Below are 18,162 nucleotides of genomic sequence, written 5' to 3' on the forward strand. Positions count from 1 at the left end.
GAAGGCGGGAGCGGCGAACGGACCGGCCGCGGCGCCCGCGCCGGGCTCGGTCGCGATGCCCGTCCATCCTGCCCCGCCGGCACCACCGCTGTCAGCGGTCACCGTCCTGTTGCCGCCGTCGCGGTACCGGCCCCCGGTCTCCCAGGCGGCCGGCGGCGGCGCGACCCATCCCCCGTAATTGCAGATGCAACCACATGATTCGCTCAAGCGAACCGTGAACCCCTGGGCGCGGCCGCCATCACGTCCACCACGGCAGCGCCGCCCGGACAGCACAAAGCCCCGGCCGCTCGGCGGCCGGGGCTCCTAGCAGACTGTTCCGTCTCACACACCCGGACCTGCGGGCACGGAGTCGGTCGCCTCCGTCCACAGATCCTGCTCGGCGCGATCCGCCTGGATCTGGCGGTACACGAGGAGCCCGCCGATGGCGGCCAGTGCGACCAGGAGAAGCTTCTTCACCGCGCGACCTCGTCTTTCCTTGGCGTATAGGGGACTTCTGCCGCCCGACTATACACACCGGCCGATACCGATCGGTGACCTGCCCGCGCCCCCGCAGGAGGCCGTCACGGGCCCTCCCCGCACCCCGGAGACAGGTTGTCGAGGCCGGTTGAACCATAAGAGTGGTGTTCATCAGAAGATCGGCGCAGCGGGGGCGTCGCTGCCGGAATCCGCGGTCCACATCCACATCATCGGAAAGGTAAGCAAACCGGACCACCTGAAAGCGAGGGGCCATGAGCACCTTCAGGGTCAAGAGCATCTGGACCGCCTTCATCACCGCCTTCTTCGCGCTTCTCGCCTCACTGGGCCTCGCCACCGCCCAGGCCGCGGCCGCGGAGCCGACGACCACGAGCCACGAGCACACGGGGGCGGCCGCGGCAACAGCGACCACCCCGTCGGTCCGATGGACCCTTCCGCGTGACAGGGCGCTGCCACCCACGATGAAGCAGCGCATCCGCGCAGAGGCCCACGGCTCCTCACCCGCCACCCGGCAGCTGGCGGCGGACACCTCGGAGGCCGCACACGCGACCGGCAGCACCCGCTCGGCCCGCGACGCGGCTCCTGCCGGGGACTCCACCCCGCTGCCGCCCTGAGGGCGGCACCGACGCCACCCAGGCCCCTGTTCCGGTCCACACCGGCAGGGGCCTTCCCGTGTGCCCGGGTGGGCCCTCCCGCGCCCCGTCGGCCGCCACCCAGGGGAGAGGGCGATGCCCGGGCGGGGTGGCGAGGGCCCCGCGAGGGTTACCTTCCGGAGCCGGCCACCGGACCGTGACCGCCTCCGGACTCGGGCCGGACGCCCGCCCGCCCGACCCACCGTCACCGCTCCTACGCGCCTCGGAGCACCGGGACCGCGACCCCGGCCCGTCATCCGGAAGCCGTCGGTCGTACCGCGAGAGAAGCGCCCTCAGGCCGGAAGAGGCCACATACGCCGAAGGCCCCCACCGTTACCGGTGGGGGCCTTCGTGCTGGTGGGGCTAACAGGATTTGAACCTGTGGCCTCATCCTTATCAGGGATGCGCTCTAACCAACTGAGCTATAGCCCCGCCGCGCTGCTGCGCTGACTTCTGAAGATTAGCGCACGTCGGGGCCAGTCCCAAAATCGATACCCGGCGCCCTACTCGTCCTCGGCGAGAGTGAGCTCAACGCCACCCACGAAGCCGGCCGACAAGTTGTAGATGAAGGCGCCCAGCGTCGCCAGCGCGGTGGCCAGCACCACATCGATCACGGCGATGACCGACGTGAAGATGAGGACCCGCGGAAGCGACAGGAACGACTGGAGGTCGAAGCCGTTGCTCTCGTTCGAGCCGGTCGCCTCACTGATCGTGCCGCCCACGGTGGAGAAGACGCCCATCGCGTCCATCACCATCCACAGGACCGCGGCAGCGACCACCGTGCAGATGCCGAGCGCGATGGAGAGCAGGAAGCTCACCTTCATCACCGACCACGGATCGGCCTTCGCCACCCGCAGACGGGCCTTGCGGATGCGCGGAGTCGTCCGCGCCCCCGTCCGAGGCTTACGCATCGCCTGTACGCCGCCCACGCCCTGCGCTCCGCCCTCTGTGCCGCCACCCTGCGTCCCGCCCGCGGGGGACGGGTACGCCTGCGGCGGGTGATAGGGCCCCGCCTGGCCCGCTGCGGGCTCCCGCTCACCGGGCAACGGCCCGGTCGCGTACCCCTCGTACTGCGGCTGAGGTCCCCGAGTGTCCGTCACAGTGCCCCCTTGGGAGTGCGTGGCAGGGCCACGGGCGCTGCTCGCCCCTGCTCCGGAAGCGGCCGAACCAGCGCCCGTGGCTCCACTCACGCTCTACTCCTCGTGCTCCCCGGCCGAAGGCGCCGTGCCTTCGACAGTGCCCTCGACCACGGTCTCGGCATCGGCCTCGACCGTGGCGCCGTCGGCCACATCGGTCCCGTCGACCTCTTCGGCCTCGCGACCGGCCTCGGCGTTGCGCGCGATGCCGACGACGGCATCACGCTTGCCCAGATTGATCAGTTGGACGCCCATGGTGTCACGGCCCGTCTCCCTGACTTCATTGACCCGCGTACGAATTACACCACCGCCGAGCGTGATGGCGAGGATCTCGTCCGCCTCCTCCACCACCAGCGCGCCGACGAGGGAACCACGGTCCTCCACGATCTTGGCGGCCTTGATGCCCAGACCGCCGCGACCCTGGACGCGGTACTCGTCCACCGCGGTCCGCTTCGCGTAACCGCCGTCGGTGGCAGTGAACACGAACGTACCCGGCCGGACAACATTCATCGAGAGCAGTTCGTCTCCCTCACGGAAACTCATGCCCTTGACGCCCGAGGTGGCGCGGCCCATGGGACGCAGCGCGTCGTCCGTGGCGGTGAACCTGATCGACTGGGCCTTCCTGCTGACGAGCAGCAGGTCGTCCGCGGCCGACACGAGCTCGGCACCGATCAGTTCGTCGTCCGCGCCGCTCTCCGTCTCCCGGAGGTTGATCGCGATGACGCCACCGGACCGCGGCGAGTCGTAGTCCTTGAGCGAAGTCTTCTTCACCAGGCCGCCCTTGGTGGCGAGGATCAGATAGGGCGCCGCCTCGTAGTCACGGATCGCCAGGATCTGCGCGATCTGCTCGTCGGGCTGGAAGGCCAGCAGGTTCGCCACGTGCTGACCGCGCGCGTCGCGGCCGGCGTCCGGCAGCTCGTACGCCTTGGCCCGGTACACCCGGCCCTTGTTCGTGAAGAACAGCAGCCAGTGGTGCGTCGTCGACACGAAGAAGTGGTCGACGATGTCGTCTTCCTTGAGCTTCGTACCGCGGACACCCTTGCCGCCGCGCTTCTGCGAACGGTAGTCGTCCGTCTTCGTGCGCTTCACGTAGCCGCCGCGGGAGATCGTGACGACGATGTCCTCCTCGGCGATCAGGTCCTCGATGGACATGTCGCCGTCGAAGGGCACGAGCTTGGAACGCCGGTCGTCGCCGAACTTGTCGACGATCGCCGCCAGCTCCTCGCTGACGATCTGCCGCTGCAGCTCGGGGGAGGCGAGGATCGCGTTGTACTCGTTGATCTTCGCCTGGAGTTCGTCGTGCTCCGCGGTGATCTTCTGGTGCTCCAGCGCGGCCAGCCGGCGCAGCTGCATCTCCAGGATGGCGTTCGCCTGGATCTCGTCGATCTCCAGGAGGCCCATCAGGCCCTCGCGCGCGATCTCGACGGTGTTGCTGCGCCGGATGAGCGCGATGACCTCTTCGATCGCGTCCAGCGCCTTGAGCAGGCCGCGCAGGATGTGCGCCCGCTCCTCGGCCTTGCGCAGCCGGAACCTGGTGCGCCGGACGATGACCTCGATCTGGTGGGTCACCCAGTGCCGGATGAACGCGTCGATCGACAGCGTGCGCGGCACCCCGTCGACCAGCGCCAGCATGTTCGCGCCGAAGTTCGTCTGGAGATCGGTGTGCTTGTACAGGTTGTTCAGCACGACCTTGGCGACCGCGTCACGCTTCAGCACGACAACCAGACGCTGGCCCGTACGCGAGGACGTCTCGTCGCGGACGTCGGCGATCCCGCCGACCTTGCCGTCCTTCACCAGGTCGGCGATCTTCTGCGCCAGGTTGTCGGGGTTGGTCTGGTACGGGAGCTCCGTGACCACCAGGCACTGACGGCCCTGGATCTCCTCGACCGCCACGACGGCGCGCATCGTGATGGAGCCGCGCCCGGTGCGGTACGCCTCCTCGATGCCCTTGCGGCCGACGACCAGCGCGCCCGTCGGGAAGTCCGGGCCCTTGATGCGCTCGAGCAGCGCGTCCAGGAGTTCCTCGTGCGAGGCCTCAGGGTGCTCCAGGTACCACTGCGCACCGGCCGCGACCTCGCGGAGGTTGTGCGGCGGGATGTTGGTCGCCATGCCGACCGCGATGCCCGCGGAGCCGTTGATCAGCAGGTTCGGGAAGCGGGCCGGCAGAACGACCGGCTCCTGGTTGCGCCCGTCGTAGTTGTCCTTGAAGTCGACGGTCTCCTCGTCGATGTCCCGGACCATCTCCATGGACAGCGGCATCATCTTGCACTCGGTGTACCGCATCGCGGCGGCCGGGTCGTTGCCCGGGGAACCGAAGTTGCCGTTGGAGTCCACGAGCGGCATGCGCATCGACCAGTGCTGCGCCAGTCGCACGAGCGCGTCGTAGATCGAGGAGTCGCCGTGCGGGTGGTACGTACCCATGACGTCACCGACGACGCGGGCGCACTTGTAGAAGCCCTTCTCGGGCCGGTAGCCGCCGTCGTACATCGCGTAGAGCACCCGGCGGTGAACGGGCTTCAGGCCGTCCCGCACGTCGGGCAGCGCGCGCGACACGATGACGGACATCGCGTAGTCGAGGTAGGAGCGCTGCATCTCCGTCTCAAGCCCCACGGGCTCGACACGCATGCCCACGCCCGCGAGTGCGGGCTCCTCTTCAGGGGTCACAGGGGTGTTCTCGTCGGCCATTGCTGGTCAAAGTCCTTTCGAGCTGCGGCGTGCTTGTACGGCCGACTCAGATGTCGAGGAAACGGACGTCCTTGGCGTTGCGCTGGATGAACGAGCGCCGCGCCTCTACGTCCTCGCCCATCAGGACCGAGAACAGGTCGTCGGCCTGCGCCGCGTCGTCCAGCGTGACCTGTCCGAGCACCCGGTGGTCGACGTCCATGGTCGTGATGCGCAGCTCCTCGGCGTTCATCTCGCCGAGGCCCTTGAAGCGCTGGATCGAGTCTTCCTTGATCCGCTTGCCGTTCTGCTTGCCGAGCGCCACCAGGGCGTCCCGCTCACGGTCCGAGTACGCGTACTCGAAGTCGTCGCGGCCCCACTTGATCTTGTAGAGCGGCGGACGTGAGAGGTACACGTGTCCGGACTCCACCAGTGGCCGCATGAAGCGGAACAGGAAGGTCAGCAGCAGGGTGTTGATGTGCTGGCCGTCGACGTCGGCGTCAGCCATCAGAATGATCTTGTGATAGCGGAGCTTCTCGATGTCGAAGTCCTCGTGGACCCCGGTGCCGAAGGCCGAGATCAGCGCCTGGACCTCGGTGTTCTGCAGGATCTTGTCGATACGGGCCTTCTCGACGTTCAGGATCTTGCCGCGGATCGGCAGGATGGCCTGGTACATCGGGTTGCGGCCGGACTTCGCCGAACCACCGGCGGAGTCACCCTCGACGATGAAGATCTCGCACTTCGTCGGGTCGTTCGACTGGCAGTCACTCAGCTTGCCGGGCAGCGAGGCGCTCTCCAGGAGCCCCTTGCGCCGGGTCAGGTCCCGCGCCTTACGGGCCGCGACGCGCGCCGTGGAGGCCGCGATGCCCTTGCGGATGATGTCGGCGGCCTCGTTGGGGTTCCGGTCGAACCAGTCCGTCAGCTGCTCGTGGACGACCTTCTGGACGAAGGTCTTCGCCTCGGTGTTGCCCAGCTTGGTCTTCGTCTGGCCCTCGAACTGCGGCTCGCCCAGCTTCACCGAGATGATCGCCGTCAGACCCTCGCGGACGTCCTCACCGGTGAGGTTGTCGTCCTTCTCGCGGAGCAGCTTCTTGTCGCGCGCGTAGCGGTTGACCAGCGAGGTCAGCGCCGCACGGAAGCCCTCCTCGTGCGTGCCGCCCTCGTGCGTGTGGATCGCGTTGGCGAAGGAGTAGACACCCTCGGTGTACTGCGTGTTCCACTGCATGGCGATCTCGACGGAGAGCAGCCGGTCCTTGTCCTCGGCCTCGATGTCGATCACCGACTGGTGAATGAGGTCGCCCTTGCGGGAGTTGAGGTACTTGACGAAGTCGACGATGCCGTTCTCGTAGTGGTACGTGACCGTGCGGGCCGGCTCCTCATCGGGCACGTCGACGGCCTCGGCGCTGTCCGCGCCCGCCGTCGCCTTCGCCGACTCGCGCTCGTCCGTGAGCTTGAGAGTGAGGCCCTTGTTCAGGAACGCCATCTCCTGGAAGCGGCGCGAGAGGGTCTCGAAGCTGTACTCGGTGGTCTCGAAGATGTCCCCGTCGGCCCAGAAGGTGACCGACGTGCCGGTCTCCTCGGTGGCCTCGTGCTTGGCCAGCGGGGCGGTCGGAACACCGAGCTTGTAGTCCTGGGTCCAGCGGTGGCCGTCCGTCCTGACCTCGACGGATACCCGGGTGGACAGGGCGTTGACGACGGACACACCGACGCCGTGCAGACCACCGGAGACGGCGTAGCCGCCGCCGCCGAACTTTCCGCCCGCGTGCAGGACGGTGAGCACGACCTCGACGGCCGGCTTGCCCTCGGACGGCACGATTCCGACCGGGATGCCACGGCCGTTGTCGACCACGCGCACCCCGCCGTCGGCGAGGATCGTGACGTCGATGGTGTCCGCGTGCCCGGCCATCGCCTCGTCGACCGAGTTGTCGACAACCTCTTGCACGAGGTGGTGGAGACCGCGCTCACCGGTGGACCCGATGTACATACCGGGTCGCTTGCGGACCGCGTCCAGGCCCTCCAGCACGGTGATCGCGCTGGCGTCGTACGAGGCGGTGACCTCGCCGTGCTCACCGGCTGTGGACGGGATGTTCTCGTTGGGGTTGCCGGAATCGGCCACGAAGCGCCCTTTCTGGCACAGCACAGGCCGTTCTCCGGCTGGCGGGAGCGGCTGCGTCGTTCGGCGTGTATCGACGACTCCCGCGAGGAAGCGGGATTGTCCATCAGTCTACCGGTAGCGCTGACATGAATGGGGGTTTGCCGGTGCCTGAGTACGCATGTGCCGCCCTGAACCAGTCGCTGACGACTCCCCATATTCAGGAAGGGGGCCCGAGAGGCTCACGGCGGCATTGCGCGCTTCGGGCTGTCAACCTCCCGCTACGGTGAGGGACGCCTCACGCTCCCCCCGAAAAGCAAAAATGGACATAGACGGTCAAAGCGGAAGCGTCGTGTCCATGGCAAAGCGGGACAGAAGGCTGATCACCGGCCATCGGACGTCCGCCGTCGGAACAGGTGCCTGCGGCGAGGGACGGGAAAGGCCTGCTCAGCCGTAGGTGTCGCCCGGACCCCTGCTCCCCGGGGCGCGGAGGGGACCGAACCTGCGCTGCGGGCCCCCCGGCCCCTGGACCTTGATCATCCGGACCGTGCCCTGCCCGAGATCCGCGTTCAGCCGGGCGACCAGCTGCGGCGCCAGCAGCCGGAGCTGCGTCGCCCACGCCGTCGAATCGCACTGCACGGTCAGAACCCGCTCGCCGGGATCCTCGTCGTAGCGCAGCGGAACACAGTGATTGGCCAGATCGTCACCGACGATCTGCGGCCAGCGCCCCATCACCCCGCCGACCGCCGCGGGGGTCTCCCAGCCGCGCTCGGTGATCAGCCGGTTGATCGCCGAGCCGAGGGCCAGCGGATCACGGCCGTCGGACCGCGCTCCCGACCGCAGCCCGCCGCCACGCCTGGCCTGATTCCTCTGCTGCACGGCGGCACCCCGCGCCCGGGCCTGCTCCTTCGCCGCGCGCAGGGCCACCCGTGCCAGGTCGACGCCCGACACCTCGGGCTGCTTCGCGGGGCCCGGGACGGGGGCACCGGTCTCGTCCGGTCCGCTCACAGCCGCTCCACCGCTCCCGCCGAGACCGCGTACCGTGCTCCCGCCAGCACACCGGGGACGTCGTCGTCCACCGCCGCCGTCACCAGCACCTGCTCGCCCTGCGCTACCAGCTCGGCCAGCCGTTCGCGGCGGCGCGCGTCCAGCTCGGCGAAGACGTCGTCGAGCACGAGGACCGGCTCGTTCCCCTCGGTGCGCAGCAGGTCGTACGAGGCCAGCCGCAGCGCAAGGGCGTACGACCACGACTCCCCGTGACTCGCGTACCCCTTCGCCGGCATTCCGCGCAGGCCCAGCACCAGGTCGTCCCGGTGCGGCCCGACCAGCGTCACGCCACGCTCGATCTCCTGCTTCCGCGCCTGCGCCAGCGCGGCCGTCACCTGCTCGTACAGCTCCTCGCGGGTGCGCGCCGGCTCCACGTCCGCACCGATCGAACTCCGGTACTCCAGCGACACGGGACCCCCGCCCGGGGCCACGTCCGCGTACGCCTTGTCCGCCAGCGGCTGGAGGGTGGCGATCAGATCGAGCCGCTGCGCGAGGAGTTCGGCCCCCACCTGGGCCAGATGCTGGTCCCACACGTCCAGGGTGGACATGTCCATGGACCGGCCGCCGTGCCTGCGGGCCATGGCGGCGGACTTCAGCAGGGTGTTCCGCTGCTTCAGCACCCGTTCGTAGTCGGAACGGACACCGGCCATGCGCGGGGAACGCGCGGTGATCAGCTCGTCGAGGAAGCGGCGCCGCTCACCTGGATCGCCCTTCACGAGAGCGAGATCCTCCGGGGCGAACAGCACCGTCCTCACGATCCCCAGGACGTCACGCGGCCTGACCTGCGACGACCTGTTGATGCGTGCGCGGTTGGCGCGGCCCGGATTGAGCTCCAGTTCGACCAGTTGCGAGCGCTCGCCCTGGGTGACCGCCGCCCGCACGACGGCGCGCTCGGCCCCCATCCGGACCAGAGGCGCGTCCGATGACACCCGGTGGCTGCCCAGTGTGGCGAGATATCCGACCGCCTCGACCAGGTTGGTCTTGCCCTGGCCGTTGGCCCCCACGAACACGGTGACGCCCGGATCGAGAGGCACCTCGACCCGGGCGTACGAGCGGAAATCGGCCAGCGAGAGATGCGTGACGTGCATGGTCGCCGACCCTTCCGACTGCTCTTCCGTGTGCTGCTGTACCGCTCGCCGCCTGCTTCCGGCGGCTACTTCTTGTTCTCGACCGCGTGTCCGCCGAACTGGTTGCGCAGCGCGGCGATCATCTTCATCTGCGGGGAGTCGTCCTGCCGCGAGGCGAAGCGCGCGAACAGCGACGCGGTGATCGCCGGCAGCGGCACGGCGTTGTCGATGGCGGCCTCGACCGTCCACCGGCCCTCGCCGGAGTCGGCGGCGAAGCCGCGCAGCTGGTCCAGGTGCTCGTCGTCGTCCAGCGCGTTGACCGCGAGGTCGAGCAGCCAGGAACGGATGACCGTGCCCTCCTGCCAGGAGCGGAAGACCTCGCGCACGTCCGTGACGGAGTCGACCTTCTCCAGGAGCTCCCAGCCCTCGGCGTACGCCTGCATCATGGCGTACTCGATGCCGTTGTGGACCATCTTCGCGAAGTGGCCGGCGCCGACCTTGCCCGCGTGGACGGAACCGAACCGGCCCTCCGGCTTGAGCGCGTCGAAGATCGGCTGGACCTTCTCCACGTGGGCCGCGTCGCCGCCGTACATCAGGGCGTAGCCGTTCTCCAGGCCCCACACACCGCCGGAGACACCGCAGTCGACGAAGCCGATGCCCTTGATGCCGAGCTCGACGGCGTGCTTCTCGTCGTCGGTCCAGCGGGAGTTCCCGCCGTCCACGACGATGTCACCCGGGGAGAGCAGCTCGGCCAGCTCGTCGACGGTGGACTGGGTCGCGGCACCCGCCGGGACCATGACCCACACGACGCGCGGACCCTTGAGCTTGCCCACAAGCTCTTCGAGGCTGTGGACATCGGCGATGTCCGCGTTGCGGTCGTAACCGATGACGGTGTGGCCTGCGCGGCGGATGCGCTCGCGCATGTTGCCGCCCATCTTGCCGAGGCCGACGAGACCGAGCTCCATCAGAGATTCCTTAAGCGTTGTGCCGATTCGTACCCGGGTCCGAGCCTACGCCCGCCCCGGACGGCACGGCGGGGGGCGGCGGGGTGGGCACGCTCGGCGCTGAGCCTGCCCACCGGAAGCCGCGGTCAGGGGAACGGTGCCCGGATCAGCCGGAGAGGCGGACGGGCATGATCAGGTACTTGTAGGCCTCGTCGGCCTCGGCGTCCACGGCGGGGCGGCCGCTCAGGAGCGCGGGCTTCGTCGACGTCGTGAAGGAGAGCTGGGCCACCGGGGAGTCGATGGCGCTCAGTCCGTCCAGCAGGAAGGTCGGGTTGAAGGCGATCGAGATGTCGTCCCCCTCGAGCACCGCGTCGACCCTCTCCACAGCCTGTGCGTCGTCGCTGGAGCCCGCTTCGAGGATCAGGACGCCCTGCTCGAAGCTGAGACGCACCGGGGTGTTCCGCTCTGCGACGAGGGCCACACGCTTGACGGCCTCGACGAACGGCGCGGTCTCGATGACCGCGACCGAGTTGAACTCGGTGGGGAAGAGCGTCCGGTACTTCGGCAGGTCGCCTTCGAGCAGACGGGTGGTCGTACGCCGGCCCGCGCCCTCGAAACCGATCAGGCCCTCGCCGGCGCCCGAGCCCGACAGCGCCAGGGTGACCGTGTCCCCGCTGGTCAGTGCCTTGGCGGTGTCCAGGAGCGTCTTGGCGGGCACCAGAGCCACGGCCGAGGCGTCCGGGTTCTCGGGCTTCCAGAGGAACTCGCGGACCGCGAAGCGGTAGCGGTCGGTCGACGCGAGGGTGACGGTGTCGCCCTCGATCTCGATCCGTACGCCGGTCAGCACGGGCAGGGTGTCGTCGCGGCCCGCCGCGATCGCGACCTGGGCGGCGGCGGAGGCGAAGACCTCACCCGGGACGGTCCCCGTGGCGGTCGGCATCTGCGGAAGGGCGGGGTACTCCTCCACAGGCAGTGTGTGGAGTGTGAATCGCGAGGAGCCGCAGACGACCGTCGCCCGCACTCCGTCGGTGGAGATCTCGACGGGGCGGTTCGGCAGGGCGCGGCAGATGTCGGCGAGCAGCCGGCCGGAGACGAGGACCGTGCCGTCGTCCTCGATCTCCGCGTCCACGGAGACCTTCGCCGAGACCTCGTAGTCGAAGCTGGAGAAGCTGAGGGCACCGTCCTCGGCCTTCAGGAGAAGGCCCGCGAGAACGGGAGCCGGAGGCCGGGCCGGGAGGCTGCGGGCCACCCAGGCCACTGCCTCCGCGAGTACATCGCGCTCCACCCGGATCTTCACCGGAACCGCCTCCTGCTGTTGCTCGCTCGCCCTGCTGGCCTTCGTCGTCTGACCGGGGCTCCCCGCCGATGGGCTGGGGAGGCCGCCGGGGTCCAGTCTGACGTACGGCGCCGACAGCCGTTGCTGCTCGGGGTCAAGTCGCACCAAGAGGTTCGCCGCGCTCGTCGCTCGAGTTGTGCACAGGTCCCACTTCGAAGCTGATTCCTGGCTAACTCTGAGTGGTAGTAGTAGTAGGTCCTGTGGAAACCGTGGATAACGTCATTTGCGCAGGTCAGCCTCGGTTTTTTGTCCACCGACCCTGTGGGTGGCACCGGTGGACAACCGGGCACTTCTGTGGACACACGAAAGTTCTGCACACCCGATGCACAGGGCGGGGTGACTTCTCCCCAGGGCCGTCCCCAGGTTTACCCCCGTTCCCCACAGCCGAACCTCGGGCCCTGGTGTGACGCCTTTCACTCTTGGCAGTGAAGGCGGGTGTCGGGTTGCCGAACAGTGGACAGGCGTGTGGAGAAGCTGGGGACAAGAGCGACTGGCCTGTGGGGTGTCGGTGGACAACTGAAGCGAGGCCCTGTGGACGAAAAATCTGTCCACAGGCTGTGGATCATCGTTGACCACAATTCCCCAGGCACTTGACCTGGCCTGATGGAGTATCGACAGCCGGGCCTGTGGACGCAATATGGACAACTTCGCAGTCCCCAGGCTGTGGACGCCAGAAACCCAGATCATCTGTGGAGAAGCGCCCTGCGCAGGCCCGTATTCGAACACTCCGCGCCGTTGTCGTCGGCTGGGGCGCGGACAGGAGGGGGTCCGGTGAGCCCTCCAGACGGTCACGGCGGCCTCTCGCGCCGCCCCGGAGGACCGGTTCCGTGCGCGTCTCGACGGCTCCTGACGAAGAAGAGGGCGCCTCCCGAGACCTGGAGGTCTCGGGAGGCGCCCTCGGGCGCGCTGCTGTGGGGCCCTGCCGCCGGCCCCTGCCCTAGCCGTTCTTGATGCGGTTGGTGAGCTCGGTGACCTGGTTGTAGATGGAACGCCGCTCCGCCATGAGCGCGCGGATCTTCCGGTCGGCGTGCATGACCGTGGTGTGGTCCCGCCCGCCGAACTGGGCTCCGATCTTCGGCAGGGAGAGATCCGTCAGCTCACGGCAGAGGTACATCGCGATCTGCCGTGCCGTCACCAGCACGCGGCTGCGCGAGGATCCGCAGAGGTCCTCCACCGTCAGCCCGAAGTAGTCCGCGGTCGCCGCCATGATGGCCGGGGCGGTGATCTCGGGAGCCGTGTCCTCGCCGCCCGGGATCAGGTCCTTGAGCACGATCTCGGTCAGGCCGAGGTCCACCGGCTGCCTGTTGAGGCTCGCGAACGCGGTCACGCGGATGAGCGCGCCCTCGAGCTCGCGGATGTTCCGCGAGATGCGGGACGCGATGAACTCCAGTACCTCCGGCGGTGCGTTGAGCTGCTCCTGCACCGCCTTCTTGCGGAGGATCGCGATGCGCGTCTCGAGCTCGGGCGGCTGGACGTCCGTCGTCAGCCCCCACTCGAACCTGTTGCGCAGACGGTCCTCCAGGGTCACGAGCTGCTTGGGCGGCCGGTCCGAGGACAGCACGATCTGCTTGTTGGCGTTGTGGAGCGTGTTGAAGGTGTGGAAGAACTCCTCCTGCGTCGACTCCTTGCTCGCGAGGAACTGGATGTCGTCGACCAGGAGGATGTCCACGTCCCGGTAGCGCTTGCGGAAGGTGTCGCCCTTGCCGTCGCGGATCGAGTTGATGAACTCGTTGGTGAACTCCTCGGAGCTCACGTACCGCACCCGGGTACCCGGGTAGAGGCTGCGCGCGTAGTGCCCGATGGCATGCAGCAGGTGCGTCTTGCCGAGTCCCGACTCCCCGTAGATGAAGAGGGGGTTGTACGCCTTCGCGGGTGCCTCCGCCACGGCGACGGCCGCGGCGTGCGCGAACCGGTTGGACGCGCCGATGACGAAGGTGTCGAAGAGGTACTTCGGGTTCAGCCTCGCGTGCGGCTCGTTCGTGCCGGGCGGCGGGGTGGACGGTGCGCCCATCGGACCGCCCCCGGCCCGGCCCGTGCCCGGCCCGCCCTGGCGGTGCTGCGGCTGCTGGTCCTGCAGATCGCGGCGGTCGCGGTCGTCCCGCTGCTGGTCGTATCCCTGGTGTTCGGGAGGCTGCGGACGGTAGTCGTGCTGGGGCTGCTGGGGGCGCGGGCTCGCGTAGGGGTCGCGCTCCTGGTAGCCACCGTGCCGGGGCTGCCAGGCGAGGTCCTCCTGGGCGCGGGGCCAGGCACCGGGCTCGGGACGGTGCTGCTGGTAGTCCGGGTACGCGGGGCGGGCCGTCGGCATCCCGTCGTCCGAGGACCTGGAGCCGTAGCCGTCGTAGCCGTCGTAGCCCTCGTTGCGCGACGGCTCGTCGCGCGGGGGCCCCTGGTAGCGGTGGGGCTGGTGCGACGGGTGTATGGGGGGTGCGGGCGGCGCCGGCGGCTCGCCGGCGGAGTCGTCGACGGTGATCGCGATCCTGATCGGCCGCCCGCACTCACGCGTCAGCGTCTCGCTGATCAGTGGGGCGAGCCTGGTTTCGAGGACGCGTTTGCCCCACTCGTTGGGCACGGCGAGCAGCGCGGTGTCGGCGACGAGCGCCAGGGGCTGGCAGCGCTCGATCCACTGCTTGTCCTTCGGTTCGATGGCCTGCTGGCCCTCCCCGAGGAGTTGTTCCAGCACTCGTGGCCACACTGCGGCAAGATCGGCAGGTACGTCAGCCACAAGGCACGCTCTCTCGCATGTCCCACGAATGTGTGCTTCTCGGGACGGGATGGGTCGGGTCGGGTGAGGCCCGGCAGGGAGGAAGGAAAAGAACCGGAGTTCAGCCACGGTAGTCAGGGCGACCCGCGCGGTTCAAGTTGTTGTCCACAGGCTGTGTACAGCATGGGGTGTGACGGAGCCGGTTTGACCGGATGGCGCAGCCGCGCGTACCGTGACCAGGTCGAGTTGTCGATGGCTGCTGCCGCCTGCCTCCGATGGGCAAAGATCACGATCTGTGATTGTGAAGCGGTGCACTAAGGCGTTTACGCGAGTTCCTCGTGGGCGCACGGTGACAGCCAGGCGATGTCCCGCCAATACACGATCATTTCTGGAGCCCCCGAGTGAGCAAGCGCACCTTCCAGCCGAACAACCGTCGTCGCGCCAAGACCCACGGCTTCCGGCTGCGTATGCGTACCCGTGCCGGCCGCGCGATTCTCGCGAACCGCCGTGGCAAGGGCCGCAGCAGCCTGTCGGCCTGATCGCTTACAGGTCCATGACGTGCTGCCTTCCGAGAATCGGCTGAGGCGGCGCGAGGACTTCGCGACCGCGGTACGACGAGGGCGTAGGGCAGGACGCCCGCTCCTCGTCGTCCATCTAAGCAGCGGTGTAACGGACCCGCACGTGACTGGGGAGAGTGCTCCTCCGCCGCGTGCGGGTTTCGTTGTCAGCAAGGCGGTGGGCGGAGCCGTCGTCCGCACCGCGGTGAAGCGCAGACTTCGCCACCTGGTGCGCGATCGGCTGGCTCAGCTGCCCCCCGGTAGCCTTGTTGTCGTACGAGCGTTGCCCGGATCGGGTGACGCCGATCATGCACAGCTGGCCCGAGACCTGGATGCCGCCCTCCGGCGGTTGCTGGGAGGGGGCGCGCGATGAAGTACCCGCTGCTGGCTCTCATCAAGCTGTACCAGTGGACGATCAGCCCGCTCCTCGGGCCCGTCTGCCGGTACTACCCGTCGTGTTCCCACTATGGATATACGGCGATCGACCGGCACGGAGCGATCAAGGGAACAGCGCTGACCGCATGGCGCATCCTGCGTTGCAACCCGTGGTCACCCGGTGGCGTGGATTACGTACCGCCACGCAGACGTCCGCGGTGGCACGAACTGCTGCGCAGCTCTTTGCGCGGCAAGGGCGGGGACTCAGCCGCCGAAGTGCCTTCCGGGGGGTCGGTCTCCGAACCCCCGAGCCCGGCCAAAGAGACCTCGTCCAAAGCTCAAGGAGCCTGATTAGTGGACACGATTGCCAGTCTGTTCAGCTTTATCACCACGCCTGTCTCGTGGGTCATCGTCCAGTTCCACAAGCTGTACGGAGCGATCTTCGGGGACGACACGGGATGGGCCTGGGGCCTGTCCATCGTGTCCCTCGTGATCCTGATCCGGATCTGCCTGATCCCGCTTTTCGTGAAGCAGATCAAGTCGACCCGGAACATGCAGGTGCTCCAGCCGAAGATGAAGGCGATCCAGGAGCGCTACAAGAACGACAAGCAGCGTCAGTCCGAAGAGATGATGAAGCTGTACAAGGAGACGGGTACCAACCCGCTCTCCTCGTGTCTTCCCATCCTGGCGCAGTCCCCGTTCTTCTTCGCCCTGTACCACGTGCTCTCGGCCATCGCCTCGGGCAAGACGATCGGTGTCATCGACCAGCCGCTCCTGGACAGTGCGCGTAAGGCGCACATCTTCGGTGCTCCGCTGGCGGCCAAGTTCCTGGACAGCGAGGAGAAGGTGCAGGCGCTCGGCGCCTCCCTGCTGGACGTGCGCGTCGTCACCGCGATCATGATCGTGATGATGTCCGCGTCGCAGTTCTTCACGCAGCGCCAGCTGATGACGAAGAACGTCGACCTCACCGTGAAGACGCCGTACATGCAGCAGCAGAAGATGCTGATGTACATCTTCCCCGTGATCTTCGCCGTCACCGGCATCAACTTCCCCGTCGGTGTCCTCGTGTACTGGCTGACCACGAACGTCTGGACCATGGGGCAGCAGATGTACGTGATCAACCGGAACCCCACTCCGGGCAGCAAGGCGCAGGACGCGTACCTGGGCAGGGTGCTGAAGAGCGTGACGGCGCACGGCGACGTGCGGGGCAGGACGCGGCGCAACACCGTCAAGGCCATCGTCGCCAAGGGCCCCGACCGCAACGACATCGAGCGCAAGTTCATCACCGGCCTCGGGAAGCTGGGTCTCGCGGCCCAGGAGGACGGCACGGTCGCGAAGAGCGAGGCTGCGGTACTCGAGGCCGAGGGCGGTACTCCGGCCAAGCGGCAGCAGCCCAAGCGTCAGACGAAGGCCAAGCGCCACACTGCCGCCTCGCACCCCGGCGCGGCGAAGGACTCCGACTCCGGCGGCTCGGAACCCAAGACCTCGCTGGAGAAGCAGGACGCACCGCAGGAAGACAAGCCGAAGTCGACGGGCAAGCCCGCCGCGTCCGGCTCCTCACGCCAAGCCAAGTCCGGACAGCGCAAGGGCCCGCAGCGGCCCAAGCACCCGTCCAAGAAGTAAGAAGGAGTCCATCCGTGACGGAAGGCACCACCACCACGGCCGCTGAGGGCAGCGACGCTCTGACCCGCCTCGAGCAGGAGGGCGAGATCGCGGCCGACTACCTCGAAGGCCTGCTCGACATCGCCGACCTGGACGGCGACATCGACATGGATGTGGAGGCGGACCGGGCCGCGGTCTCGATCATCAGCGACTCGGCGCGTGACCTGCAGAAGCTCGTGGGCCGCGACGGTGAGGTGCTTGAGGCGCTCCAGGAGCTGACGCGTCTGGCCGTTCACCGCGAGACCGGTGACCGCAGCCGCCTGATGCTGGACATCGCCGGCTTCCGGGCACAGAAGCGTGAGGTTCTCGCCGCGCTCGGAGCCAAGGCCGCGGACGAGGTCAAGAGCTCCGGCGAGCCGGTGAAGCTCGATCCCATGACGCCCTTCGAGCGCAAGGTCGTGCATGACGCGATCGCCGCGGCGGGTCTGCGGAGCGAATCCGAGGGCGAGGAGCCGCAGCGCTTCGTCGTCGTCCTTCCGGCCTGACCGGATCCTTGTTGTGTCGGCCCCGTCTGTTCGCAGGCGGGGCCGATCTTTGTCAGCCTGATAGTCAGCCACCCAGGGTGGGGCGGGGACGTCGTTCGGATCCGGTCGCACAGGTGCGCGGCCGGGTGGGCACATTGCTTGGCATGATCTGAGTGAGAACCCGATGAGTGCGGTACGGAAGGACGGTCCCCGTGACAGAGGAAGCAGAGCTCCCTCAGGCGCCCGAAGAGGCGCAAGCGGTATTCGGAGAGTTCTTCCCAGAGGCTGTCCGGTACGCGGAGCTTCTCGCTGACGCGGGCGTCAAGCGAGGCCTGATCGGCCCTCGTGAGGTTCCCCGCCTGTGGGAGCGGCACCTTCTGAACTGTGCGGTGCTGTCCGAGGTGGTGCCCGAGGGCGTCACGGTCTGCGACGTGGGGTCGGGGGCCGGGCTTCCCGGCATTCCGCTGGCTCTCGTGCGCCCGGATCTGAAGATCACGCTGCTGGAGCCGCTGCTGCGCCGCACGAACTTCCTCCAGGAGGCCGTCGAACTGCTCGGCCTGGACCACGTGACGGTCGTGCGTGGCCGCGCGGAGGAGGTACTGGGGACCCTCCAGCCGGTGCACGTCGTGACAGCCCGCGCGGTCGCCCCCCTCGATCGGCTCGCGGGGTGGGGTGTTCCTCTGCTCCGCCCGTACGGAGAGATGCTGGCGCTCAAGGGCGGTGCCGCCGAGGAGGAGATCCAGGGCGCACGCGCCGCTCTGAGCAAGCTCGGCGTGGTGGAGACCGAGGTGCTGCACGTCGGTGAGGGCCTGGTCGATCCGACGTCCACGGTGGTGCGCGTGGTGGTCGGGGAGAGTCCGGGGGGTGTGAGGTTCGCCGCAAAGCGAGCCAAGGCGGCGCGGGTCAGCCGTACGCGCCGGCGTCGCTGAGAAACGTCTTGAGGGGGTGCGGGACAGCGACCCCTGACCCTTTTTGCTGTTTTATGTTCTGCTTCGTGTCGATGCTCCATGCAAG

The 18,162-nt window shown here is 68.3% G+C and carries 16 protein-coding genes and 1 tRNA gene; 7 read left to right on the top strand and 10 right to left on the bottom strand.

The window, feature by feature from the left end; translation table 11 throughout:
* Nucleotides 1-321: 321 nt before the first annotated feature.
* A complete protein-coding gene (locus OHT61_RS16125) occupies nucleotides 322-456 on the bottom strand; it encodes a DLW-39 family protein (RefSeq protein ID WP_219818897.1) in 135 nt (44 codons plus the stop codon).
* A gap of 272 nt (nucleotides 457-728) precedes the next feature.
* On the opposite strand from OHT61_RS16125, the gene OHT61_RS16130 reads away from it, so the two are divergent.
* Nucleotides 729-1,088: a DUF6344 domain-containing protein gene (locus OHT61_RS16130; RefSeq protein WP_329039090.1), complete on the top strand. Its 360-nt coding sequence runs from the start codon at nucleotides 729-731 to the stop codon at nucleotides 1,086-1,088.
* 373 nt (nucleotides 1,089-1,461) lie between these two features.
* Here the strand turns inward: OHT61_RS16130 and OHT61_RS16135 are convergent.
* The 9 genes from OHT61_RS16135 to dnaA all read right to left on the bottom strand — a co-directional run bounded on the left by OHT61_RS16135 (nucleotide 1,462) and on the right by dnaA (nucleotide 14,111).
* Nucleotides 1,462-1,538: transfer RNA gene (locus OHT61_RS16135), tRNA-Ile, on the bottom strand.
* 71 nt (nucleotides 1,539-1,609) lie between these two features.
* Nucleotides 1,610-2,206 carry a DUF3566 domain-containing protein gene (locus OHT61_RS16140; protein ID WP_329039092.1) on the bottom strand — a complete coding sequence of 199 codons (597 nt, stop codon included), beginning with the start codon at nucleotides 2,204-2,206 and terminating at the stop codon, nucleotides 1,610-1,612.
* Nucleotides 2,207-2,299: 93 nt separating this feature from the next.
* Nucleotides 2,300-4,927 (bottom strand): DNA gyrase subunit A, encoded by a 2,628-nt coding sequence (gene gyrA, locus OHT61_RS16145; RefSeq protein ID WP_329039094.1) that lies wholly within the window; start codon nucleotides 4,925-4,927, stop codon nucleotides 2,300-2,302.
* A 46-nt stretch (nucleotides 4,928-4,973) separates the two neighbouring features.
* Nucleotides 4,974-7,043, bottom strand: coding sequence for a DNA topoisomerase (ATP-hydrolyzing) subunit B (gene gyrB, locus OHT61_RS16150; RefSeq protein WP_329039096.1), 2,070 nt, complete (start codon nucleotides 7,041-7,043; stop codon nucleotides 4,974-4,976).
* A gap of 399 nt (nucleotides 7,044-7,442) precedes the next feature.
* Nucleotides 7,443-8,003: a DUF721 domain-containing protein gene (locus OHT61_RS16155; RefSeq protein ID WP_329039098.1), complete on the bottom strand. Its 561-nt coding sequence runs from the start codon at nucleotides 8,001-8,003 to the stop codon at nucleotides 7,443-7,445.
* Entirely contained in the window at nucleotides 8,000-9,130 is a 1,131-nt protein-coding gene (gene recF / locus OHT61_RS16160; protein ID WP_329039100.1) for a DNA replication/repair protein RecF, read from the bottom strand. Before recF ends, OHT61_RS16155 begins: the two co-directional genes overlap by 4 nt.
* Nucleotides 9,131-9,195: 65 nt before the next feature.
* Nucleotides 9,196-10,074, bottom strand: a complete 879-nt coding sequence (gene gnd / locus OHT61_RS16165) for a phosphogluconate dehydrogenase (NAD(+)-dependent, decarboxylating) (RefSeq protein WP_329039102.1) — start codon at nucleotides 10,072-10,074, stop codon at nucleotides 9,196-9,198.
* A gap of 145 nt (nucleotides 10,075-10,219) precedes the next feature.
* Nucleotides 10,220-11,350 carry a DNA polymerase III subunit beta gene (gene dnaN, locus OHT61_RS16170; RefSeq protein WP_329043282.1) on the bottom strand — a complete coding sequence of 377 codons (1,131 nt, stop codon included), beginning with the start codon at nucleotides 11,348-11,350 and terminating at the stop codon, nucleotides 10,220-10,222.
* A gap of 976 nt (nucleotides 11,351-12,326) precedes the next feature.
* On the bottom strand, nucleotides 12,327-14,111 hold the full coding sequence (dnaA, locus tag OHT61_RS16175; protein ID WP_329039104.1) for a chromosomal replication initiator protein DnaA: 1,785 nt from the start codon (nucleotides 14,109-14,111) through the stop codon (nucleotides 12,327-12,329).
* A gap of 380 nt (nucleotides 14,112-14,491) precedes the next feature.
* On the opposite strand from dnaA, the gene rpmH reads away from it, so the two are divergent.
* From rpmH to rsmG, 6 genes are all read left to right on the top strand, one after another.
* Nucleotides 14,492-14,629, top strand: a complete 138-nt coding sequence (gene rpmH / locus OHT61_RS16180; protein ID WP_003967884.1) for a 50S ribosomal protein L34 — start codon at nucleotides 14,492-14,494, stop codon at nucleotides 14,627-14,629.
* Between the two features lie 19 nt (nucleotides 14,630-14,648).
* Nucleotides 14,649-15,020, top strand: coding sequence for a ribonuclease P protein component (gene rnpA, locus OHT61_RS16185; protein ID WP_329039107.1), 372 nt, complete (start codon nucleotides 14,649-14,651; stop codon nucleotides 15,018-15,020).
* The gene (gene yidD / locus OHT61_RS16190) at nucleotides 15,017-15,373 is read left to right on the top strand and encodes a membrane protein insertion efficiency factor YidD (protein WP_329039108.1); all 357 of its coding nucleotides are present in this window, start codon (nucleotides 15,017-15,019) and stop codon (nucleotides 15,371-15,373) included. The genes rnpA and yidD overlap by 4 nt, the downstream gene beginning before the upstream one ends.
* Nucleotides 15,374-15,376: 3 nt before the next feature.
* Nucleotides 15,377-16,645 carry a membrane protein insertase YidC gene (yidC, locus tag OHT61_RS16195; RefSeq protein ID WP_329039109.1) on the top strand — a complete coding sequence of 423 codons (1,269 nt, stop codon included), beginning with the start codon at nucleotides 15,377-15,379 and terminating at the stop codon, nucleotides 16,643-16,645.
* A gap of 14 nt (nucleotides 16,646-16,659) precedes the next feature.
* Nucleotides 16,660-17,169 (top strand): Jag family protein, encoded by a 510-nt coding sequence (locus OHT61_RS16200; protein ID WP_329039111.1) that lies wholly within the window; start codon nucleotides 16,660-16,662, stop codon nucleotides 17,167-17,169.
* A gap of 191 nt (nucleotides 17,170-17,360) precedes the next feature.
* Nucleotides 17,361-18,077, top strand: a complete 717-nt coding sequence (rsmG, locus tag OHT61_RS16205; protein WP_329039113.1) for a 16S rRNA (guanine(527)-N(7))-methyltransferase RsmG — start codon at nucleotides 17,361-17,363, stop codon at nucleotides 18,075-18,077.
* The last annotated feature ends 85 nt before the right edge of the window (nucleotides 18,078-18,162 follow it).

Source organism: Streptomyces sp. NBC_00178, assembly GCF_036206005.1.
Taxonomy (GTDB): Bacteria; Actinomycetota; Actinomycetes; order Streptomycetales; family Streptomycetaceae; genus Streptomyces.